Raw genomic sequence first — 16,824 nt, forward strand, 5'->3', positions numbered from 1 at the left:
CCATGGACAACAACGGAGTTGGATCCTGGCTGCACCGCCGCCGGGCAAAGTCCGGGGCCAAAGCTGCCCTCGTCTCCGGCAGCCGGATCCTGGGCTACGACGAACTCTCTACCCGCACCGATCGCCTGGCCAATGCACTTGTCGCCCGCGGCGTGGGCAAAGGGGACCGGGTGGCTTACCTTGGCGAAAACCACCCATCGTTCGTGGAGACCTTCTTTGCCTGCGGGCTGGTCGGGGCCATCTTCGTGCCGCTCAACACCCGGCTCGCTGCCCCGGAACTGCAGTTCCAACTGCAAGACTCCGGCGCGCGGCTCCTGGTTAACGCTTCCGCTTTGGAGACCGTGGCGGGTGCGTCCACGGCAGGAACCGACGTCACTCACCGCCTCGTTGTGGCGCCCGACGGCGACGCCGGGTCCGTCGCTGAGCTGCCACCCGGCGTCGAGCATTATGGCGACGCGATTGACGCGGCAGGTGACACGCCACTGGATGTGGCCGTGACCCTGGACGACGGCGCCATGATCCTTTACACCTCCGGCACCACGGGCAAGCCGAAAGGTGCGCTGCTGACGCACGGCAACATCACCTGGAACTGCATCAACACGGTGGTGGACATGGACCTGAACCGCAACGATGTGGCCCTCATGATCTCGCCCCTGTTCCACGTGGCGTCCTTGGACATGGGCTTGCTGCCGATGCTGCTCAAGGGCGCCACCGTGGTCCTTGAAGCGAAATTCGACGCCGGGCGGGTACTGGAACTGGTGGCGGAGCACAAAGTCACCACGCTCAACGGTGTCCCCACCACGTTCCAGATGCTCTGCGACCATCCGGAATGGTCGACGGCGGACCTCAGCTCCCTGGACAAGCTCACCTGCGGCGGTTCTGCCGTTCCGCAGCGGGTTCTGGACGCGTATGAGGAGCGCGGCATCGGCTTCACCAGTTGCTATGGCATGACCGAAACCGCGCCCGGGGCAACCATGCTGCCGGTGTCCCGGTCGAAGGAGAAAGCCGGATCCGCCGGGTTGCCGCATTTCTTCACGGATGTGCGGATCGCTGATCCACTGGGCGGTGTTGCTGCTCTCGGCGCTGTCGGCGAGATCCAGATTTCCGGCCCCAACGTCATCAAGGAGTACTGGAACCGGCCCGAGGCCACCGCAGACAGTTACGCGGACTCTTCCTGGTTCCGTTCGGGCGACATGGGCCACCAGGACGAAGAGGGCTTCTTGTTCGTCTCGGACCGCCTCAAGGACATGATCATTTCCGGAGGCGAGAACATCTACCCGGCGGAGGTGGAAGCTGCCATAGCGGAGCTGCCTGAGGTGGGGAGCGTGGCCGTGATCGGTGTTGCCGACGAAAAGTGGGGCGAAGTGCCCCGGGCCATCGTCACCCTGCGTGAAGGGAGGACCTTGACGGAGGATCAACTGCGGGCGCATCTGGAAGGGCGCCTGGCCCGGTACAAGATCCCCAAGTCCGTGGTCTTCGTCGAGGAGATGCCACGGACGGCCAGCGGGAAAATCCGCAAGATGGACCTGCGGAAACAGTTCGCCCAATAGGGGTCCCCACCCCCGGACGCTCTCTCACGTTCCGCCTGTTTGAACCGGACGCTCTCTCACGTTCCGCCTGTTTGATCCGAACGCTCTCTCACGTCCCGCCCGTTTGGTGGGGACGCTATCTCACGTCCCACGGATTGCTGAGTGAGGGTTTGGTGGGTGGGGGTGGTTTGTGAGTGAGGGTTTGGGGGAAATAATCCGTCAACAGGCTAAATCCGGGTTAATTTTGTCCATCAAACTGCCTTATTGGCTCCCGGGGCATTACGATAAGGCACGACTCATCACCTGAGCACCTCACACCTACCCGGGGGAAATACTAATGAGCTCTTACCCGCAGCAACCTCAGCAGACCCAGCCCTACGCCGCCCAAGGCGGCGAGCCGCCACTGTGGGCTCCCTACTACGGCGCCCCGATCGGCGCAGCAGTCAACCGTTTCTTCAAGAAGTACACCGCCTTCAACGGCCGCGCCAGCCGCAGTGAATACTGGTGGGTCGCCCTGGTCCTGGGCGTCGTCGGTTTCGTCCTGCAGCTCCTCACCGGCATCCTCGGAGCCGCAGGCGCGACCGTCAGCGCCAACGGCACCTCCGTTCCGGGGCCGGGCGCAGTCGTCGGACTCATTCTGATTGTCGTTTTCTACCTGGCTGTCCTGATTCCGTCCATCGCGCTGCTGGTGCGCCGTCTCCACGACGGCAACTTCAGCGGCTGGCTCGTCCTGCTCGGCCTGATCCCGGGCCTTGGTGGTCTGGCACTGCTCATCTTTGCGCTCCTGCCGTCCAACCCGGCCGGCCAGCGTTTCGACCAGCCGACTGCCTAGCCAGCCGAGCACCAAGCAGTACGCTCCAATGAAAGGGGCGGCGCCCGGCGTGCCGCCCCTTTTGCGTGCCCACCTCCGAGTTCCGATGCGGCGGACATGACATGCTGTGACTGACACGGACCGACCCCAACGACGAGGAGTGCCATGTCCCCGCGAAACATCAAACGCGCCGCAGTAGTTGGCGGCGGGATCATTGGCATCGCTGTGGCCAGGGAACTGACCAACACGCTCGACGACGTCCAGGTCACCGTGTATGAGAAGGAAGACCACCTCGCGGCCCACCAGACCGGGCACAACTCCGGGGTGGTCCACGCAGGCCTCTACTACAAGCCCGGTGGGTTGAAGGCACGGTTGTGCCGCCGTGGGGTGGATCTGCTCCAGGAATTCTGCGCCGCCAAGAGCCTTCCCTACGAGGCCTGCGGCAAGCTGGTCATTGCCCAGACACCGGAGGAGTCCAAACGCCTGGACAACATCTTCGCCCGCGCCACGGCCAACGGGGTGCCCGGAGCGCGGATGCTGCGCGGTGACCAGATACCCGAGGTGGAGCCAAACGCCGTCGGGCTTTCTGCTTTGCACTCGCCCGAAACGGCGATTGTCGACTACGCAGCCATCACCCGGGCGCTCGCCGACGACGTCGGCACAGCGGGCGGGACCATCCGCCTTAGGACCGAGGTGACGTCGCTGGAACAGCAGGGGAGCGGCGTTGCGGTGTCCACGAAGGACGGTGACGAACATTACGACCTGGTGGTTACGTGCGCCGGGCTCCAATCCGATCGCCTCGCCAAGGCAACCGGAGAGCCCCCAACCCCGCGGATCGTGCCCCTTTTCGGGCAATACTTCCTTCTCGGGGGCGAAGCCAGGGAGCAGGTGCGGGGCCTGATCTATCCGGTGCCGGACCCGAAGCATCCTTTCCTGGGCGTGCACCTGACCAAACGCATAGACGGCGAAATGATGCTGGGTCCCAATGCGTTTATCTCCTTTGGCCGTGAATCCTACGCATGGAAAAACGTCAATGTCCGGGACGTCCTGGATTACGCACTCTTTCCGGGCTTCTGGAATTTCGCCCGGCACAATGTGCCGTCTGCTGTCCGGGAATTCCAGACCGTCATCAGCAGGAAGAAGTTCATTCGGGAGGCAATGCGCTTCGTTCCCTCGCTTGAGGGGGCCAGCGTCCTGCCGGGTACCCGTGGAGTGCGTGCCCAGGCCATGAACGGTGACGGTTCGCTGGTGGACGACTTCGTCATTGCACGACGCCGGGACACGGTGATGGTGCGCAACGCGCCTTCCCCGGGCGCGACGTCGTCCCTTGCCATCGCCGAGTACATCGTGGAGCAGGCCCTGGCAGGCTGACCACGGGCGGCGCCCGACAGTTAACAAGCCCGTGACGTACCTGAAACCGCCCCGGACCACACGGTGGATAGCGTGGCGGCATGATCGCATCGACTCCTGGAAGCTGGGCCGCCACCGTGCTCGCCAAGCTGGGCTCCGTCATTGAAGCTGCCTACGTGATGGACTGCACCGGGCCGGAGTCGGAGAGCCCCGGGGCGGGCAGCGCGGATCTGACGTGGTTGCCGGCGCTCAGCGGGGTCACAGTTGCCGGTTCGCAGGCCATTCAATCCCACGTTTCGAGGCCCGTCATTTAGCCTTTGGGAGCGTCGGAAAGCCTGGGACTGTTGCGTTGAGCACACTTTTCGTAATTTGCGGGTAGCATGCCCTAAACTGCATCACTGAGGTGCCGGAATAGGCACTATGCAGCAACGAAAGCGAACACCCAATGGCTACTGATTACGACGCCCCGCGCAAGACAGAAGAAGAGTCTCCCGCTGAATCGCTTGAGGCCCTCCAGGCATCCCGTGGCGGCGGTGCCCAGACCGCCGTGATCGACGTAGAGGACATCGACACGGCCGAAGGCATTGACCTTCCCGGGGCTGACCTTTCGGGTGAAGAGCTGACCGTCATTGTGGTCCCTGAGCAGTCCGACGAATTCACCTGTGGATCCTGTTTCCTGGTCCGTCACCGCTCGCAGGTGGCTTTGGAAAAGAACGGCCTGAAGTACTGCAAGGACTGCGAAGGCTAGATAACGCCGAGGTCTCGTTACCTTCGATCACGAACCAAGGTACGGAGACCCCGTTTCCGGCCTGAAAACACGGCCCGCGGGACCTTGTCATGACCCGCCCGTAACCAATCGGCGCACCCTTTAACGGTTGCGTGCCGAAGCGGCCACAACCCGCCCCAAGCCCCTCCCAGCCTCCTAATGTTGAAGTATCAACGTCGCCTGAAGGGGGCACAAAAAATGAGGAAATTGGGAGCGGGTTTGGCGGCCGTGGTGGCAACAGCCGGACTCGGTCTGGTGGCGCCGGGACCAGCCTCGGCCGCCACGTATTGCGGCATCTCGTGGGGTTCACTGGCTAAGGCCGATCCCGATATGAGCGCCGCCAACGTCACAGGCGTCCGCACCGGCCAGCAGCCGTGCTTCGATCGCCTGGTGATCGATATGGCCGGGAAGGTTGCCGGCTACTCCGTGCAGTACGTTCCGGTGGTGACCCAGGACCCGACAGGCTTCCCCATCCCGGTGCTGGGGGACGCAGACCTGCAGGTGGTTGTGACGGCGCCGTCGTACAACCAGGCCGGCCAACCCACCTATGAACCCGCGGCCAAGGCGGAACTGTCCAATGTTTCCGGGTACCAGACGTTCCGGCAGGTGGTTTTCGCCGGCAGCTTCGAAGGAACCACGAGCATTGGGCTGGGGGTCCGTGCGCGGCTTCCGTTCAGGGTTCTCACCTTGGACGGGCCCGACGGCGGGTCCCGGCTGGTAGTGGATGTCGCCCACCACTGGTGATCGGTCAGCCCTTGGCCCGCCACAACGCGGGAAAGCGGCCAGTTCGCGGGAAACTTCCCTGCGAGCTGGCCGCTTTCCCACGAACTCGGCGAAATGCGAGCCGTGCGGACCGGCTACTCCGGAACTACCAGTGCCGGGGTGTCCTTGCGGATGGTCTCCCCACGGAAGAACCCGGGACGCATGCGGGCCTGAACCAGCATGACCACGCCACCGAGGGCCAGGATTCCGATGCCAAGCACGAACACGAGCCCTACACCGAAGATTTCCGAACCGCTGCCGAACTCCGGATCCCAGCTGTCCACTGCGGTCTGGATGAACACCACGAACAGTCCCAAACCACCGAGCAGCGGGCAGACGAGCCGGAAGAAGAAGTTCCGGGCGTTGGAGAACACGCTGTTGCGGAAGTACCAAACACAGGCGATGGCCGTGAGCCCGTAGTAGAAGCAGATCATCAGGCCCAGGGCCAGGATGGTGTCGTTGAGGACGTTCTCGCTGATCACGTGCATCACCGCGTAGAACCCTGCGGACAGGACGCCCGCAGCGACAGTGGCGAAGCCCGGCGTCGAGAACTTGTTGCTCATGTGGCTGAAACGCTCCGGGAGTGCACCATAGTGCGCCATGGCCAGCAGGCTGCGGGACGGCGACGTAAACGTGGACTGCAAGGAAGCCGCGGACGACGACAGCACCGCGAGGGACATGAGGATCGCGAACGGACCCATGACCGGAGAGGCCAGCGCGGTGAAGACGTTGGCGTGGTTCTCGGCGTTGTTCAGGCCAATTCCTGCATCTCCTACACCGGCGAACATCATGGTGGCGATGGTGACCAGCAGGTAGATGCCAAGGACGATGACAGCGGTGAGCGTGCCTGCGAGTCCGGCAGTCTTCTTGCCGTTGGCGGTTTCCTCGTTGACCGTGAGGCAGACATCCCAGCCCCAGTACACGAAGATCGACAACGAGATGCCGGCAGCGATTTGGCCGAAGGTTTCCACCTTGGTCACGTCGAACCAGTCCCAGCTGAAGGGGATTGCGGTCTCGGAGGTGGACCAGTTGGCAAACGCCATGGCCACGAACAGGCCCAGGACCAGCAATTGGAAACCGACCAGGCCGTACTGAACGATCTTGGTGGTGTGCAGGCCGCGGTAGCTGATCCAGACGGCCAGTGCCACGAAGACGAAGCAGGTTGCAACGTTCAGGAGTTTGTTGGAGGCCAGGTCCGCAAGCTCGGGTGAGCCGGTGGCCTGGGCGAGGAAGAGGTAGAAGAAGTCCACGGCGACGCCTGCCAGGTTGGACAGGACGATGATGTTCGCTGCGAGCAGGCCCCAGCCGCCCATCCAGCCAACCCATGGGCCGAAGGCCTTGGTGACCCAGGTGAAGGTGGTGCCGCTGTCCGGGGAGTCAGCGTTGAGCTCCCGGTATGCGAGCGAGACCAGGATCATGGGAATGAACCCGATCAGGAAAATGACGGGCAACTGGAGCCCGACTTGGTTGACGGTGGGTCCGAGCGCACCCGTGAGGGTATACGCCGGGGCGATGGTTGAAATGCCAAGAACGACGACGGCGAGGAGCCCCAACTGCCCCGTCTTCAGTCCCTTGCCGCTGATGTTGTGCGACTCTGCAGCATCGACGCTGCTGCGGCGGATTGTCTGGCTCATATGGGGCCCTTTCTAGATGGCCGAAGGTTGCTGCGTGGGGCTGGCCAAGGAAGTGGGGCCTTCGAGGCGGGAAAGTTCAATCATGGTGGCATGTACTCCGGTGAGACGACAGTCACTAAATGAATAGCGTTCATTTAGTATGGCCTGTGTCACGCTTCGGCGCAAGGCCCAAATGAATCCCATTCATATGTGACTTCGCCGACCCGGCCGTCCGGGTTAGCCGCCGAGGGTTGGCAGGGTCAGGATTTCCGCACCGTCGGCGGTAATGGCGATGGTGTGCTCGCTGTGTGCCGTGCGGCAGCCGGTGACGCTGCGCAGGGTCCAGCCGTCGGTGTCGGTGACGAGCTGTGCGGTGTCCGCCATGACCCACGGTTCAAGTGCAAGCAGCAGGCCGGGGCGCAGTTTGTATCCTCGCCCGGGGCGGCCCATGTTGGGCACGTGCGGGTCCTGGTGCATGGTTGATCCGATGCCGTGCCCGCCAAATTCGACATTGATGGGGTACCCGGCGTCGCTGAGTACTGAGCCGATGGCGTAGGAGAGGTCCCCGATCCGGGCCCCCGGGCGCGCCGCGGCAATCCCCGCACGAAGCGCCCGCTCGGTGGCTTCAATCATCGCCACGCTTTCGGCGGGCTTCGAGTCGCCCACGATAAAGCTGATCGCGGAGTCTGCCGCGATGCCCCGAAGGGAAACCGCGAGGTCGAGGGTCAGCAGGTCGCCGTCGGCCAGGGTGTAGTCGTGGGGCTTTCCGTGGAGGACGGCGTCATTGACCCCGGTGCAGATGTAGTGCCCAAACGGCCCCCGGCCAAAGGAGGGTGCGTAGTCGACGTAGCAGGACTGCGCCCCCGCTTCGAGGATCATTTCCTTGGTCCACTGGTTGATGTCCAGGAGGTTGGTTCCCACTGTGCATCGGCCCTTGAGGGTGTGCAGGATATTGGCGACGAGGGCGCCGGAGTCCTGTGCTCGGAGCAGTTCGGTGGGGGTCAGGATCTCGATCATGGAGGGCCTTTCGCGGGATTACCAATAACTATCCCGGCCATATTATCCCGGTATTAGAATTGGATCCATGGTCAGGTTGCCCCTCACACCCGCAGAGGCCGAGCGCGGACAGCGTCTCGGCGCCCTTTTGCGACGCGCCAGGGGAGGGCGGTCCATGCTCGAAACTGCCTTGGATGCAGGAGTTTCCCCTGAAACCCTCAGGAAGATCGAATCCGGAAGGGTAGCAACCCCGGCGTTCCCCACGGTGGCCGCAATCGCCGAGGTCCTTGGCTTGTCACTGGATGAGGTGTGGGCCGAGATCAACCAGCCCGAACCCGGGACCGTCCGTCGCGGCGAACGCGAAAGGCTCGCGTCCTAGCCCTGGCGCTGCGGGCGTGCCCGCACGTGCATCCGCTCGCCCTGCTGACCGAAGAGCGTGAGCAGCTCAACCGGGTCCTTGGTGGCGCTCGCGAACCAATGTGGCGTCCGCGTATCGAATTCGGCCACCTCGCCGGGCTTCAGCACAAAGTCGTTCCCGCCCAGGACCAGTCGCAGCCGGCCGTTGAGGATGTACATCCAGTCGTAGCCCTCGTGTGACTGGGGTTCCGGGGTTTCCTTGCCCGTGGCACCTCGGAGCACCATTTTGAAGGCCTGGATGCCGCCCGGTCGTCGGGTCAGGGGAAGGGCGGTGCCCCAGGGGTGGACGTGCGGCTTGAGATGGATGCGGGGATCGCCCGTTTCCGGAGCGTCAATGAGCTCCTCCAGCGGGATCTGATGGAGGCGCGCCAAGGGCAGGAGGAGTTCCAGCGTGGGTTTCCGCTGGCCACCCTCCAGCCTGGAGAGGGTGCTGACCGAGATGCCCGTGGCTTCCGAAGCTTCCGCGAGGGTCACGTTACGCTGCGTCCGCATCGCCCTCAGGCGCGGACCAACGGCGTCGAGCATGGAGCTGAAGTCTGTAGCCATGGGATCAGTTTGCCATACTGGCAAATTTCTTTGCTGTTCACGATGATGTGCCAAACCATGGAAGGAGCGGCGCAGGGCCGCTCCGATGACGTGGAGGCATAGTGGAAACAGGAAACAGCCGGATGGCCGGACAGTACGACGTAGTGGTTGTTGGTGGTGGCGCAGCTGGGTTAAGTGCGGCTGTAAGTTTGGGCCGCGCCCTTCGATCCGTTCTGGTGATCGACGCCGGCGAGCCCAGGAACGCGCCGGCGGCCGGCGTACACAACTTCCTCTCCCGCGATGGAATCAACCCCACGGAGCTACTCAGTCTGGGGCGGGATGAGGCAATCCACTACGGGGTCGACGTCGTGGGCGGGGAAGCCGTAGCGGCGCGCCCAACCGGGGAACAGCGTACGACGGCGGAACCGGGCACCGCAGCCCAGCCCGCCTTTGAGGTGGAACTGGCGGACGGCAGTACAGTGGCCGCCCGCCGCTTGCTGGTCACCACCGGCGTCGTGGATATCCTGCCCGACGTCGAAGGGATCCGTGAGCGCTGGGGCAAGGACGTCCTGCACTGCCCGTACTGCCATGGATGGGAAGTCAGGAACAGGGCAATCGGCATCCTGGGATCCGTCCCCATGGCTTTGCACCAAACACTGCTGTTCCGCCAGTGGAGCCCCTCCATCACGCTGTTCCTCAACGACATTGTGGAGCCGACTGAGGAGCAGTGGGAACAACTCGCGGCCCGTTCCATCACTGTGGTTGAGGGCAAGGTCCGTTCCCTTGACGTTTCCGATGATGCGTTGGCCGGCGTGGTCCTGGAATCCGGCAAGGTGGTTCCCGTGGACGCCCTCGTGGCCGGACCGCGGGTGGAGGCACGATCCGGCGTCCTTGAGTCCTTGGGTATTTCCACGGTGGAGCACCCGATGGGGGTGGGCCGCCTCGTCGAAGTGAGCCAGCCCGGTGGAGCTACCTCCGTCCCCGGGGTGTGGGCGGCCGGAAACGTTACCGACCTCACCGGCCAAGTGATGGCTTCCGCGGCTTCGGGCTCCATGGCTGCGGCTGCCATCAACGCGGATCTGATGCTCGAAGAGACCGCACTGGCCGTGGAAGCCGCCCGGTTGGCTGTCCGAATCTGAGCAAAAGGGTCGACTCAGAGACCAAGAGCGAGGAACATTGAAGGACAGCCGTTGAAGGAGGTTGGGTATGTGCTACGCGTACTATGACGACTTCGAGCGGCGCACGAAGAAGGACTCCGCGCGCAAGCCCGAGACGCACACGTCTGAGCCAGTGAAGGAAACGGAAGCAGCAGCAGAAAGCCGTCCGCGGACGGAAGGAACGCTGTGGACTTTCCTGGCCCGCCGTCGCAGGGAATTCGAGGTTTCCGAACCGAAGATCGACCGCATCCGCGAGAAAGTCTAGGCGCCGTCCTGGACTGACCCGAAGAACCGATCCACTGAAAGGCGCTGCCCGGCAGCGCCTTTCCGCTGCGCGTGACCGGCGCTGCGCGTGACCCGCCGTAAACCCGCCGGAACGCGAATCTTCCTACCGTGCCAGCTCTGCCCGGAGCGGATACACGGCGCCGTCCAGGATCACTTGGAGGCACGTGCCCTCCGCGTTGACCAGGAGTGGTGCCATCAGGTTCACGGTGGTCTTCTCCGACGCCGGGTTGACCACTACCAGGACCATTGCGTTGGCAACACTGGCCAGACCCAGCGCATCCAACGACGCCGCGGGAATGGCTGGCTCGTAATCGGGGACATACACGGAGGCGTCAGCTACGAACATCCGGGCGCGCGGCTCAGCCACTTCCAGGGCGTAGAGTCCTTCTGCTCCGGCGATGCCGCGCAGCGAGAACCCCTCGGCCGATTCCAGCCCGGGCATGGGGGAGGCGAAAGTCAGGGTGTCGAACGCCAGTGCCGTGCTCATCGGAGGAAGTCCATCAGCGTCGGCTGGAGCACCTTGGCCGAGACGGCAAGTGCCACCTGATAGTTGGTTTCCTGCAATTTCAAATCCATGACCGCCTTTCCCAAGTCCATGTCTTCGACACGCGACCTTTGAGTTTCCAGCGTAGCCTTCATCCCCTCCAGCGAGTCCTGGGCCTGCCCGAGCCGCGTTTGCCGCATGCCAACATCGGAGCGGCCGTCGATCACGGCTTTGATGCGGTCGCCGAGCGCGGCCAGCCGGGCATTGGGGTCCGCGCCGGAACGGATGTCGGCGACGACGTCACTCACCAGGGCGAAAACAGAGCCGGCGCCATCGCCGAAGATCGCTCCGCCGTCGGAATCCACGCGCACAGTCCGGGCGGCGTCAACGCGACGTTCCACGGACCCGCCGGCCGTGCCCACGAACGCTGGCGGAGTTGTGTTGGTAAACGCACCCACGGTGTCCGAGTTGCCGGCGAAGATGTTGCGGCCCAGGTACTGCGTGTTGGCCTGGGTCAGCAGGTCCTTGCCCAGGCCTTCGATCTCGACGGCGATGGCCTCCTTCGCGCTGCTGTTGAGGGTGCCGTTGGAGGCTTGGATGACGAGGTCCCGGACGCGGTTGAGGATGTTGGTGGACTGCCCTAAAGCGGTATCGGCAGCCGCGAGCCAGCCATTGCCGTCGCTGATGTTGGAGCCGTACTGCGTAGCCGCACTGAGCTGGGCGCGCATGGCGATGGCTTGGGCGGCACCGGCGGGGTCGTCGGATGGGCGGCTGATGTTTTTCAGCGTCTGGGCCCGTTCCTGCAACTCTGCAAGCCGGGATTGGGCGGTCTGGAGATTCCGCTGCGCGGAAGCTGACATCATCTGGTTGGTGACGCGATTGAGCATGGCTTACCTTCCCACCAATCCGGTGCGGTTGATCAGGACATCCAGGGCTTCGTCGATTGCTGTCATGACGCGCGCCGCGGCCTGGTAAGCGTGTTGGCTCGCGAGGAGTGCGACGTTCTCCTCATCAAGGCTCACCGAGGCGGCTGACGAACGCTGCCCGACGGCGGCGACACTCGCCGCGTCTGCCAGTTGTGAATGCTGCTGGGCTGATTTGGAGGCCATCCCAATGCCTGCCACCACTCCATTCCAGAAGGTGTCAGGCGCGCCCGGCTTCGAACCGATTTGGGCCACCGCATCCGCGATGCTGCCGTCCAAGGAGCCGGCATCGGGTGCGCCGGTCGCGATTCCCGCGGCATTGGTGGGAACCACGCGCAGCGACAGCGCCACCGGGACGCCGGCCGTACTGGTGAAGAAGTCCAGGCTGCCGGCACCCGTGGAGGTCTGGCCCGTCCGGTGGATTGCGTTGACGTCGTTCATCAGTTGGGTGGCGAAGGCGTTGTAAGCCTCTGCAGCTTCGGCGATCGGGCCTCCTGTTCCGGCTCCCTTGCTTCCCGGCGCCGCGGGAGCCAGGAGCGAGACAGCTCCGGCGAGTTGGCCGCCGTCGAGGTTTACCGCCAGGCCGGCACGGTCCGCCCACTCCAGCTGCACCGGCTGTCCGGGGCCGCCCATGGAGGTTTGTCCGGCCAGCGTCAATGCGCGGTGCGAGGTCCCGGACACCAATGCGTTGCCTCCGACGAAGACGTCCGCGGTGCCGTCCGGATTCTCGCGGACGGTGCCACCTGCCAGCGTGGCTATGGCCTCGGTCATCTGGTTCCTCGTGTCGATAAGTTCGTTCGCGGAACCCCCGGAGGCCAGGACCGAGCGGATGGTGGCGTTCAATTCGGCCACCTTGCCTGCGGTGGCGTTCAGGTCGTCCACAGTGGCAGAGGTTTCTCCACGGACCCGGCTCCACTGGGCGTCGAGCGCTTTGTAACCAGCTGAGACGGTTTCGCTAAGGGTGGCGGCCGCTTCGAGCAAGACCGACGCCGGAGCGGATTCGCCCGGGTGGTTGGAAACCCCCTGCCATGACGCCCAAAAGGTGTGCAACGCCGTCGAAATCCCGTGGGGGCCGGGTTCCTGCAGTGCATCTTCGAGGCGCTGGAGTTCCGTGGACCGGATCCCCGCGAAACCGGACTGGGCCCCGGTCCTGCGAACCCCGGCGTCCAGGAAGCTGCTGCCGAGCCGGGCGATACCGTCCACCGAGACGCCCTGGCCGGCCTGGCCCGTGGCCGGGTTCAGCCCAACCGGGACGGGTGCGCCGATGGCCGACAGGTCCAGCCGTTGACGGGTGTAGCCGGGGGTTGTGGCGTTGGCGATGTTCTGGCCTGCCAGATTGATGGCCTGCTGCGCTGCGGTGAGGCCACGGTAGGCCGTGTTGAGTCCGCCGAAAGTGCTCACGTGAAGATGTCCTTTTCGCTGGGTGGGCGGTCAGAATTGCCGGTCGACCAGGTGCGCGGCCGATTGGTCCCCGGTCCGGCCGTGGGAGTCGTAGGTTCCCGCCGCGGGTTTCAGGTCGGCGAGTGTTTCCTGGGTGGAACGGACGGCGGCACGCAGGAACTGCTCATTGGCGTCGCGGAGTTCCTTGATGGCCGCTGCCTGCTGGCGCATCGCGGTGACGTGGGAGGTGAGGACCTCGGCCCACGCGGGCTCCGGCGCGGCTGCGGCGAGCTCAGCCAAGGAACAATCCGGGGATACGCCCCATTGCGCAGCAACCGCGGCGATCTCCACCGTGCGGGCCAGGCCAGCCTGGGAAACGCGCTCCAGGACCTGCTCCACTTCCCTTGTCCCGTGGGGCAGCCAACGGGACTTGCCTGCTGTCAGGAGCAACTGTTCTTCTTCGAGCTTGAAGGTCAGGAGATCGAGAAGTTCGCGCTCGCGCCACAGCAGTGCTGACAGTTCATGGATGGCCACAGGTGGTCAACTCCAGTTCTGGTCGGTATCGGGTGCGGTTGTGATGGCGTACCTCCCGCCAACTCCCCATTAGTTATCGGCCGCCGGCTGGCAGGGGTTAGGCGGGAAGGTCCCTGAATCTTTCCTTCGGATTTTTCCTAACGGGCCCGCGATGGCCAGTCGATAGTGCTGTGTGACGGCCCACGGATGGGCTGTTGCACAGTAAGTCCACATCATGGAGGAAACCAACATGGGCATGCAGATCAATAACAACCTGATGGCGAACAACGCGTACCGCAACCTGAACGCCACCCAGGACAACCTGTCCAAGTCGATGGAAAAGCTTTCCAGCGGCCTGCGCATCAACCGTGCTGCAGACGACGCAGCTGGCCTTGCCATCTCGGAAGGCCTCAAGTCCCAGGTCACCGGCTCCACGGTTGCCGCCCGCAACGCCCAGGACGGCATCAGCCTGATCCAGACCACTGAAGGTGCCCTTAGCGAGGTCCACTCCGTTCTGCAGCGCATGCGCGACCTCGCAGTCCAGGGTGCATCAGACACCAACAACGGTGACGCCCGGGCGGCCATCCAGAAGGAAGCTGACTCGCTGGGCAAGGAACTGTACCGCATCACGCAGTCCACCAACTTCAACGGGATCAACCTGCTCCAGGGCGGTTCCAAGAACATCCAGGTGGGCACTGCAGGAACGGCCAATGACACCATTGCCGTGACTCTGGGTAACGTCGCAACGGCTACGGGCACCCTGTCCTCGGCAGACGGCATCGCGGGAGCCACCGGCTTCGACGTCAGCACCAACGGTGCTGCACAGACCACGATCACCGCTATCGACGCAGCGATCACCACGGTCTCCGCACAGCGTTCGGACCTTGGCGCCAACCAGAACCGTCTGGACCACGCGATCAAGACCCTGACCGTCTCCGGTGAAAACCTGCAGGCAGCACAGTCCCGCATCGCTGACACGGACATGGCCGCGGAAATGGTCAAGTACACCAAGGCCAACATCCTGTCCCAGGCCGGCACCGCAATGCTGGCCCAGGCAAACCAGTCCGGCCAGGGTGTCCTGTCCCTCCTGCGCTAAGCCTTCACAGCATTTAGCCGCATGAGCTGACGGCGGCCAGCCAGGCCCCATCCTGGCCGGCCGTCGTCGGACACCTTTGCTTTACGAGCCTTCCGGAAGGGACCCGCGTGGGAACAGCTATCGACGGCCTTGTCAGCGGCCTTAAGACCACGGACATCATCAACTCGTTGATGTCCGTCGAAGCCCTGCCGCAGACCCAGCTCAAGACCAAGCTGGCGTCCAACCAGACCATCATTTCCACGCTGCAGTCCTTTAACACCAAACTCACCGCGCTGAAGGACCTCGCCGTTGCCGGGACGGCTGCCGGTGCCCTGAACCTGTTCACCGCAACCAGCAGTTCACCGGCCATCACCGCGAAAACCACGACGGCGGCCACCGCCGGATCGATCGACCTGACCGTGACGCAGTTGGCCCAAACGCAGGTCAACGTCACGGCGGCCATGTCCGCCTGGCCGTCCAACGCCGGGGTGCCTGAACGGCTGACGATCGTCGATTCCACGGGTAAGAAGACCGAGATTGCTCCCTCAGGGACTTCCTTGGATGACGTGGTTTCGGCGATCAACGCAGCATCAGCGGGCGCACACGCCGTGAAGGTTCCGGCCGGCAACGGCAGTTACCGGCTGCAGCTCACTGCTACCACGGCGGGGGCTGCAGGTGCTTTTACCGCCTACCGGGGAACGGCCGCGCAAGTGGGGGACGGCACCGCGGTGGACCTGATGACGGAGCCGACTGCCGCCGTCGTGAAGTCCGCCCAGGACGCGAAAGCGACGCTGTATGCCGGCACGCCCGCCGCGCAGGTCCTTACCTCCGCTACCAATACTTTTGAGGATGTCCTTCCCGGCGTCTCCATCACGGCCTCGGCTGTGACCACGGGACCGGTAACGGTGACCGTGGCCAGCGACGTTCCCGGAATCACCAAGAAGGCCGAGGACCTGGTCAAGTCCGTCAACGACGTTCTGGGGTTCATCGCCATCTACTCTTCGGTGTCCAAAACCACGGACACCAAGGGCGCCACAGTGACCAAAGCCGGAATTTTCACCGGCAACAGCACTGTCCGGGCCGTCAACGACCAAGTACTCACAGCACTGTCCCGGCCCATCGATGGGAAGTCGCCCTCCGAGTACGGAATCAACATCACCAAGGCCGGCGACTTCACCTTCGACGCCGACAAGTTCGCGAAATCACTCGACGCAGACCCCGCCGCCACGCAAGCCGCCGTCCAGGGGTTGGCAGCCAGGCTCGCCGAGGCAGCCACCGCCGCGTCTGATCCGTACACGGGCGCAGTGTCCGGGCTGATCAAAGGCCGCGAATCCGAAGTGCGCGACCTCGGCAACAGGATCGCGGACTGGGATCAGCGCCTCATTACCCGCCGGGCCACCCTCCAATCCGTTTATACGAACATGGAGGTGCTGCTCGGCGGCCTCCAGTCCCAGTCGGCCTGGTTGTCCGGCCAAATTTCCAGCCTCTCCAAGCAGTCCTCAGGAGCATGATGACTCTCCGCGCCCAGCAACTTTCCCGGTACAACGACGACGCCGTCCTTTCGGCACCCCCGGCGCGTCTGCTCACCATGCTTTACGACCGGCTCCTGCTGGACCTCAAACGCGCCCAACTGGCGCAGGAAAGCAGCAATTGGGACACTGCCAGGGAGAACCTGTTGCACGCCCAGGCGATCGTGGCTGAGCTGCGCTCCACCCTGCGGACCGACGCGTGGGATGGCGCGGCCTCGCTCGCGAGCATCTACGACTACTCCATGGAAGCCCTGATCGGCGCCAACATTTACCGGGACGTGGAACGGACCAAGGAGTGCATCGGGCTTCTGGAGCCGCTGCGCCAGGGCTGGCACGAGGCCTCGGCTGCCTTGTCGGCTGACACCCCGGCTGGATCCGTTGCTGGGTCCGTTGCGGGATCCGTTGCTGCGTCGGGCAGGGCTCTTGGGGTCGCTTGAGGCCTGGTCCGCGATCCTGGACGGTTTTGAACACGACATTGCCCGTGCCGTTTCGGGCGGTCCCGCAGGGCCGTGGGCGCCGCCGACCGACGCGGGACCCTTGCCCGCCGCCTTGGCCGAGCGCGCCCGCCGGGTCCTTGATGCACAGGCGGACGCGGTCGCTATCCTTTCGCGGTTGAAGCACGACGCCGGCACGCAGTTGGGTGCCATCGACGCCGTTCCTTCGGGGTCGGCGTCGGACAGGCCCCTGCTGCTCGACGTGCGCGGCTGAC

20 protein-coding genes are annotated in these 16,824 nt (G+C 64.2%); 13 read left to right on the forward strand and 7 right to left on the reverse strand.

What is annotated here, in order from left to right; all coding sequences use genetic code 11:
* Window positions 1–2 precede the first annotated feature (2 nt).
* From menE to ABHM97_RS19940, 6 genes are all read left to right on the forward strand, one after another.
* Entirely contained in the window at window positions 3–1,550 is a 1,548-nt protein-coding gene (gene menE, locus ABHM97_RS19915; protein ID WP_349471970.1) for an o-succinylbenzoate--CoA ligase, read from the forward strand.
* Between the two features lie 316 nt (window positions 1,551–1,866).
* Complete coding sequence (locus tag ABHM97_RS19920) at window positions 1,867–2,361, forward strand: DUF805 domain-containing protein (protein WP_235518832.1); 495 nt, start codon at window positions 1,867–1,869, stop codon at window positions 2,359–2,361.
* A 144-nt stretch (window positions 2,362–2,505) separates the two neighbouring features.
* Window positions 2,506–3,711, forward strand: coding sequence for an L-2-hydroxyglutarate dehydrogenase (lhgD, locus tag ABHM97_RS19925; protein ID WP_349471971.1), 1,206 nt, complete (start codon window positions 2,506–2,508; stop codon window positions 3,709–3,711).
* Between the two features lie 80 nt (window positions 3,712–3,791).
* The gene (locus tag ABHM97_RS19930; protein ID WP_349471972.1) at window positions 3,792–4,004 is read left to right on the forward strand and encodes a hypothetical protein; all 213 of its coding nucleotides are present in this window, start codon (window positions 3,792–3,794) and stop codon (window positions 4,002–4,004) included.
* Between the two features lie 131 nt (window positions 4,005–4,135).
* Window positions 4,136–4,438: a DUF4193 domain-containing protein gene (locus ABHM97_RS19935; protein WP_211712788.1), complete on the forward strand. Its 303-nt coding sequence runs from the start codon at window positions 4,136–4,138 to the stop codon at window positions 4,436–4,438.
* Window positions 4,439–4,654: 216 nt separating this feature from the next.
* Window positions 4,655–5,200: an AMIN-like domain-containing (lipo)protein gene (locus tag ABHM97_RS19940; protein ID WP_349471973.1), complete on the forward strand. Its 546-nt coding sequence runs from the start codon at window positions 4,655–4,657 to the stop codon at window positions 5,198–5,200.
* A 113-nt stretch (window positions 5,201–5,313) separates the two neighbouring features.
* On the opposite strand, the gene ABHM97_RS19945 is transcribed toward ABHM97_RS19940, so the two are convergent.
* Together ABHM97_RS19945 and map are read right to left on the reverse strand one after the other, a co-directional pair.
* Window positions 5,314–6,852 carry an APC family permease gene (locus tag ABHM97_RS19945; RefSeq protein ID WP_349471974.1) on the reverse strand — a complete coding sequence of 513 codons (1,539 nt, stop codon included), beginning with the start codon at window positions 6,850–6,852 and terminating at the stop codon, window positions 5,314–5,316.
* Window positions 6,853–7,068: 216 nt separating this feature from the next.
* Complete coding sequence (gene map / locus ABHM97_RS19950) at window positions 7,069–7,848, reverse strand: type I methionyl aminopeptidase (protein ID WP_349471975.1); 780 nt, start codon at window positions 7,846–7,848, stop codon at window positions 7,069–7,071.
* A 67-nt stretch (window positions 7,849–7,915) separates the two neighbouring features.
* Here map and ABHM97_RS19955 point away from each other — a divergent pair, with 67 nt between their 5' ends.
* Window positions 7,916–8,206 (forward strand): helix-turn-helix domain-containing protein, encoded by a 291-nt coding sequence (locus tag ABHM97_RS19955; RefSeq protein WP_235518839.1) that lies wholly within the window; start codon window positions 7,916–7,918, stop codon window positions 8,204–8,206.
* Here ABHM97_RS19955 and ABHM97_RS19960 read toward each other — a convergent pair.
* The gene (locus tag ABHM97_RS19960) at window positions 8,203–8,790 is read right to left on the reverse strand and encodes a helix-turn-helix domain-containing protein (RefSeq protein ID WP_284985889.1); all 588 of its coding nucleotides are present in this window, start codon (window positions 8,788–8,790) and stop codon (window positions 8,203–8,205) included. The two genes, ABHM97_RS19955 and ABHM97_RS19960, sit on opposite strands and share 4 nt — an antisense overlap.
* 122 nt (window positions 8,791–8,912) lie before the next feature.
* Here ABHM97_RS19960 and ABHM97_RS19965 point away from each other — a divergent pair, with 122 nt between their 5' ends.
* Complete coding sequence (locus ABHM97_RS19965) at window positions 8,913–9,908, forward strand: NAD(P)/FAD-dependent oxidoreductase (RefSeq protein ID WP_349472001.1); 996 nt, start codon at window positions 8,913–8,915, stop codon at window positions 9,906–9,908.
* Window positions 9,909–9,975: 67 nt separating this feature from the next.
* Entirely contained in the window at window positions 9,976–10,191 is a 216-nt protein-coding gene (locus ABHM97_RS19970; protein WP_349471976.1) for a hypothetical protein, read from the forward strand.
* Between the two features lie 123 nt (window positions 10,192–10,314).
* Here ABHM97_RS19970 and ABHM97_RS19975 read toward each other — a convergent pair whose 3' ends face one another.
* The 4 genes from ABHM97_RS19975 to ABHM97_RS19990 are packed head-to-tail and all read right to left on the reverse strand — an operon-like array spanning window position 10,315 to window position 13,532.
* Window positions 10,315–10,698 carry a flagellar assembly protein FliW gene (locus tag ABHM97_RS19975; protein ID WP_235518842.1) on the reverse strand — a complete coding sequence of 128 codons (384 nt, stop codon included), beginning with the start codon at window positions 10,696–10,698 and terminating at the stop codon, window positions 10,315–10,317.
* Window positions 10,695–11,582: a flagellar hook-associated protein FlgL gene (flgL, locus tag ABHM97_RS19980; RefSeq protein WP_349471977.1), complete on the reverse strand. Its 888-nt coding sequence runs from the start codon at window positions 11,580–11,582 to the stop codon at window positions 10,695–10,697. The genes ABHM97_RS19975 and flgL overlap by 4 nt, the downstream gene beginning before the upstream one ends.
* 3 nt (window positions 11,583–11,585) lie before the next feature.
* Window positions 11,586–13,019: a flagellar hook-associated protein FlgK gene (flgK, locus tag ABHM97_RS19985; RefSeq protein WP_349471978.1), complete on the reverse strand. Its 1,434-nt coding sequence runs from the start codon at window positions 13,017–13,019 to the stop codon at window positions 11,586–11,588.
* 30 nt (window positions 13,020–13,049) lie between these two features.
* The gene (locus tag ABHM97_RS19990) at window positions 13,050–13,532 is read right to left on the reverse strand and encodes a flagellar protein FlgN (RefSeq protein WP_349471979.1); all 483 of its coding nucleotides are present in this window, start codon (window positions 13,530–13,532) and stop codon (window positions 13,050–13,052) included.
* Between the two features lie 229 nt (window positions 13,533–13,761).
* Between ABHM97_RS19990 and ABHM97_RS19995 the strand changes: the two genes are divergently transcribed.
* From ABHM97_RS19995 to ABHM97_RS20010, 4 genes are all read left to right on the forward strand, one after another.
* Window positions 13,762–14,607: a flagellin N-terminal helical domain-containing protein gene (locus tag ABHM97_RS19995; protein ID WP_235519712.1), complete on the forward strand. Its 846-nt coding sequence runs from the start codon at window positions 13,762–13,764 to the stop codon at window positions 14,605–14,607.
* 107 nt (window positions 14,608–14,714) lie between these two features.
* Window positions 14,715–16,097, forward strand: coding sequence for a flagellar filament capping protein FliD (gene fliD, locus ABHM97_RS20000; RefSeq protein WP_349471980.1), 1,383 nt, complete (start codon window positions 14,715–14,717; stop codon window positions 16,095–16,097).
* Entirely contained in the window at window positions 16,094–16,552 is a 459-nt protein-coding gene (fliS, locus tag ABHM97_RS20005; RefSeq protein WP_349471981.1) for a flagellar export chaperone FliS, read from the forward strand. The genes fliD and fliS overlap by 4 nt, the downstream gene beginning before the upstream one ends.
* Complete coding sequence (locus tag ABHM97_RS20010) at window positions 16,539–16,823, forward strand: hypothetical protein (RefSeq protein ID WP_349471982.1); 285 nt, start codon at window positions 16,539–16,541, stop codon at window positions 16,821–16,823. Before fliS ends, ABHM97_RS20010 begins: the two co-directional genes overlap by 14 nt.
* The last annotated feature ends 1 nt before the right edge of the window (window position 16,824 follow it).

Source organism: Paenarthrobacter sp. CAP02 (genome assembly GCF_040137855.1).
Taxonomy (GTDB): Bacteria; Actinomycetota; Actinomycetes; order Actinomycetales; family Micrococcaceae; genus Arthrobacter.